The organism is Bacteroidales bacterium, assembly GCA_018334875.1.
Classification (GTDB): Bacteria; Bacteroidota; Bacteroidia; order Bacteroidales; family UBA12077; genus JAGXLC01.
Genome location: JAGXLC010000307.1, coordinates 1 through 4,841 on the forward strand (window position 1 = coordinate 1; position 4,841 = coordinate 4,841).

Annotated in this window: 4 protein-coding genes; all 4 read left to right on the forward strand. The window is 41.4% G+C overall.

Annotated elements, in window-relative coordinates; translation table 11 throughout:
- Positions 1 to 387 (forward strand): SDR family NAD(P)-dependent oxidoreductase (locus tag KGY70_17015; protein ID MBS3776901.1); only part of this gene is annotated, 387 nt, incomplete at its 5' end.
- Between the two features lie 104 nt (positions 388 to 491).
- On the forward strand, positions 492 to 1,571 hold the full coding sequence (locus tag KGY70_17020; protein MBS3776902.1) for a VOC family protein: 1,080 nt from the start codon (positions 492 to 494) through the stop codon (positions 1,569 to 1,571).
- Positions 1,572 to 1,983: 412 nt separating this feature from the next.
- Entirely contained in the window at positions 1,984 to 2,460 is a 477-nt protein-coding gene (locus tag KGY70_17025) for a hypothetical protein (GenBank protein MBS3776903.1), read from the forward strand.
- Positions 2,461 to 3,041: 581 nt separating this feature from the next.
- On the forward strand, positions 3,042 to 4,841 hold a 1,800-nt coding region (locus tag KGY70_17030; GenBank protein ID MBS3776904.1), incomplete at its 3' end, for an outer membrane beta-barrel protein.

Here is a 4,841-nt window from a genome sequence, read left to right on the forward strand (position 1 = left end):
GCTGTTACATCAAGTATTGTGGGCAAATTTGGTTTTCCCCGCCGTTCTGCATATTCGGCTTCAAAACATGCCCTTCAGGGTTTCTATGAGAGCCTGAGAACCGAGATGGACGGACGTAATATCAAGATCACCATGATCCTCCCGGGCCGCATCCGCACGAATATTTCCCTACATGCACTGAATGAACAGGGAAGTGAGCATGGAGTAATGGACCCGGGGCAGATTCAGGGAATGCCTGCTGATATATGTGCAAGGAAGGTGTTAAGGGGTATTAAGAAACAAAAAAGGGAAATATTGGTGGGTGGTAAGGAATTGCTTATGGTGTATATCAGAAAATGCTTCCCGTTTCTATTTTATCCCCTCGCGAAGAAAGCAGGTGAGCGTTGAAGATATTCCGGGAAGGCAGCGGATTGTTTGCCGAAAAGCCTGTGGAAACTTTGGATCAGATTAAATTTTGTGTATTTTGCACCTCTATGAAAAAGGAGAATCGAATGAAAGAAAAGACTATAAGCGGTATACAGCAGATTGGCATTGGTGTAACGGATCTTATGGAGGCATGGAAATGGTATTATGATGTTTTCGGTGCAGATATCCGTGTTTTTGAAGATGAAACAATTGCCGAGCTGATGCTCCCTTATACTGGAGGTTCTCCTCAGAAAAGGCATGCTGCCCTTGCCTTTAATTTACAAGGGGGAGGTGGTTTTGAGGTTTGGCAGTACACCGAACGTACGCCTCAAACAGCAAATTTTAATATTCAGCTTGGAGATTACGGTATCTATGTTGCCAAGATCAAATGCAAGGATGTCGAGGCAACCTATGATCTGTTCAATTCGAAACAGATCGATGTATTAAATACTCCCCAAAAGGCTCCTGATGGCAAGAAGCGTTTTTTTGTGCGCGATCTTTACGGAAATCATTTTCAAATGGTAGAAGGGCATCAATGGTATAAGGATGAAAATAAGCTTACCGGCGGAACTTATGGAGCATTGATCGGTGTATCCGATATAGAGAACTCACTGAACGTGTATAGGGATATCCTCGGTTATGATCAGGTGATTTACGACGAGGAAGGTACTTTCGACGACCTGAGAAGTTTACCCGGCGGAGATCATCAGTTTCGTCGGGTTTTACTGACACACAGCAACCCAAGGGAAGGAGGCTTTTCTCCTTTGCTGGGGAATTCAAGAATCGAGTTGCTACAGGTTAAAGACCGAAACCCTCAAAAGATCTATAAAAATCGTTTTTGGGGTGATCCGGGGTTTATACATCTTTGTTTTGATATTCGGGGTATGGATGTCCTGAAACAGGAATGTTCGGAAAAAGGACTTCATTTTACCGTAGATAGCCATATTAAACACAATCAGGATAATAGTTTCGATATGGGGGATGCTGCCGGCCATTTTTCGTATATTGAAGATCCCGATGGGACGTTGATTGAATTTGTGGAAACCCATAAAGTACCCATCATTAAGAAGCTTGGTTGGTATATCAATTTGAATAAAAGAAGTCCGCATAAATCTCTGCCAAACTGGCTGATCAAAGCCCTCTCCTTTAACCGGGTGAAATTTTGATCCCGATTACACCTTTCATTAGTGTAACAGTTTATTAAAAAATTGAATTTCAAATTAATTTATATGCCAAATTCAGGAACTGTGCCCTTATTACCATGGAACCCGCATGTATTATTCATTGCCTTGTTGTAAAGGTTCCTGGATGCGGGTTTCATTAAAATATTTAAGAGTTGAAAAATGTCTGTCATTATTTATTATTTTTATTCCTCTAAAGTAGGAATAATGTTTGGAGGAACTTTCCCGTAGCATTAACAAATGAAGAAGATGGATATTTTTTTATACCTGTAATTTGGAAATTCCGAGGAATATGTTTTTCAATAGATTATTCAGAGATGTTTTAAATTTTATAAACCTTTTCAGATATAAGTTTGTTTTAAAAATCCCGTTTTTATTCAGTCATTTATTTGCAAAAATGGAAGATAAGAAGAAATCCAGATTATATAAACAGTACGCCGAGGTAGAAGGCAAGAAAAAAGAGGAAGAGCGTATAGGTTTTGCCCATCGGTTTGCCAGCCGTGCCAAATATTCAGTCGAAGATTTCCTTGAAGGCATGGGAGAAGAGTATAATGAAACCGTTGAGATGTCGCGTTTTTTCTTTAAATTATTGGAGGAAAAATTGCAGCTCAGGGAAAGAGAAACACCTCCTTCAAAAGAGGAAGTAAAAAAGGCAATCGAGCAGTTAAAAGATATGGGCCGGGTAGGGATTTTTGCATCGGTTTCCATTCTTCCCGGCGGCGGATTGTCTCTGTTGGGTCTGGAAATACTGGCCAGAAAGTTCGGCATCAAAAATTTTACATTCATCCCCTCATCCTTTCGTAAACGATTATATAAAGAAGACTACAAAAAACAGAAAGACGGGAAAAATAATATGGACCACCCTGCTGATTAGAGTATGTCTGTAAAGGCAAAAGACCAGAGCTATTCTTATAAATGATCTCTTTATTACTTTGCATTTGCTCTCAGTGAAGCTCTGATTGTTAATTATATAATCTCAACAACGAAGAACCTGAAGGAAATCCCTGAGAAAGTCCGAGGACTTTATGGGAAAACCCTAACCCAGATAAATTGGAACTTAGCATAGCGATCTCACAGCCTGTCCTGCTTGGCGGGAAACGTAGTGAGTATATCCTAAACAAATACTAATGTTCAATCCGTCATCTGACGGAGGCCAAAACATTTTATTCAAACTTAGTTAAAACAGAACCGAAGATTTTCATGAGTGCTCTTTGTATATTGGTTTGTTTTGAAATTTCTTTGTTTGGTCATTTGATATTGTTTAGAATTTCGAAATTAGATATTAGAATTTCATCTTCTGCTAAAAAATGCAAGAAAATAAAAAGTAAAGTCCCACTTTGTCAGCGAACTGCTAAAAATTCTTCAATTTATAAGGCCTTCCTGTAATATATCGGCTTTTTATGTGTCGAAAACATAGAAAATAATTTTGTTGCATCAGAAAACTAATTTTTTGCTATGAGAAAAGTGTTATTAGGTTTGGTTATCTTTTTTATGAGTCCGGTGATTTACGCACAACAATCCGGAGGAGAAGGTGGCCCTCCGCCCGGAAAGAACGGCAGTCTTCAGGGAGAAGTTTTGGTTAAGGACGACGGCCCGTTGGAATATGCCAATGTAGCTTTATACCGAAAAAAGGATTCCTCCCTGGTTACCGGAACAGTAACCGATGCTGACGGAACGTTTGAATTGGAGAAGGTCCCGTTCGGTAAATACTACCTTGAGTTAGATTTTATAGGGTTTCAGAAGCAGGTGATTTCTGATGTAACTGTTAATCCCGATAACAGGAATGAGGATATGGGCACGGTTTACCTGGCAGAGGCCACTCAGGATATTGAAGGTGTGGAAGTGACCGCTAATCGCCCCCAGGTGTCTTATCGGGTGGATAAGAAGGTTATCAATGTGGATGAGGATTATACATCCCAGGGAGGATCGGCTGTTCAGGTGCTGGAGAGTGTGCCGTCCATCCAGGTGGATATTGAAGGAAATGTTGAGTTGCGCGGCAGTTCCAATTTCCGGGTGCTGAAGGATGGAAAGCCTACCGTGCTTGAAGGCAGCGATGCATTGCAACAAATTCCGTCCAGCATGATCGATGATATTGAGATCATTACCAATCCTTCGGCCAAATATGACCCTGAAGGAACGGCCGGCATTATCAATGTAATCATGAAAGAGGGCCGGCAATCCGGCCTGAATGGAATGATTAAGGCTTCCGCAGGAACGAACGATGCTTACGATGCCAACGCCAACCTGAATTATCGCCTCACTGACAAGATCAATCTGATCACAAACCTCAGTTACCGTGATTTTAACTTTGATATGGAGGGAATCAGTGAAAGGGCCAGCTTCAATGGAGATACTACTTCTTACATTGACCAGATCATGGACAATACCATGGGAAGAGGGGGCTATTCATTCGAAGGAGGTATTGAATATAATTTTACGGAAAGCAGTTCACTTTCTTTAATAGGAGATGTTGGTTCTTTCGGATTTGAAAGAGGCGGAAGCACCAAAACAGAGACTTATACCGGGCCCGGCACACATCATAATTACGAGTTGGCCAGTAATACGTCTGATATGAACCGCAATTATTACAACATCAATCTTGATTATCAGAATAGATTCGACAAGGAGGATCATGAGCTAAGTGCTTCTGTTTCCCTCAGGGGTGGTGACCATGAAGACTTCAACAGGAGGGAGGAATATCAGACCGATTCCGATTGGAATAAGAACTCTGATGACCCTTTTCGCCAGAGAATAGAGGAAACAACTTCCGGAAACCGGATACGAACGAAGTTGGATTATACCCATCCCGTTTCTGAAGAAGGTAAGCTGGAAACAGGATATCAGGGAAGATACCATCTAAGAAATCAGGATTATCTGCTTAAAAATTATCAGAACGGGCAATGGTTAATTGACGATGATTTTACCAATGATGCTGACCATACAAGGATGATACAGGCATTGTATGCTACTTATTCCGATCAGATGATGGGCATTGAATACCAGTTGGGAGCGAGAGGCGAGTATACCAATCGTTTGCTGGAGCAACAAATAATGAATGAAACCTATAGGATCGAACGGTTTGATTTCTTTCCCACTGTACATTTAACAAGACGATTTTCCGGTGGTGACCAGGCTTTTGCCAGCTACAGCAGGAGGATAAGAAGGCCCCGGGGTTGGTTCATCGACCCGTTTAAGAGCTATATGGACCGGTATAATGTAAGACAAGGCAATCCTGCCCTGGAGCCGGAATATACC

Excerpts from the sequence above, each read along its gene's own strand:
- KGY70_17020 (MBS3776902.1), top strand. The coding sequence starts at position 492 with ATGAAAGAAAAGACTATAAGCGGTATACAGCAGATTGGCATTGGTGTA.
- KGY70_17025 (MBS3776903.1), top strand. The coding sequence starts at position 1,984 with ATGGAAGATAAGAAGAAATCCAGATTATATAAACAGTACGCCGAGGTA.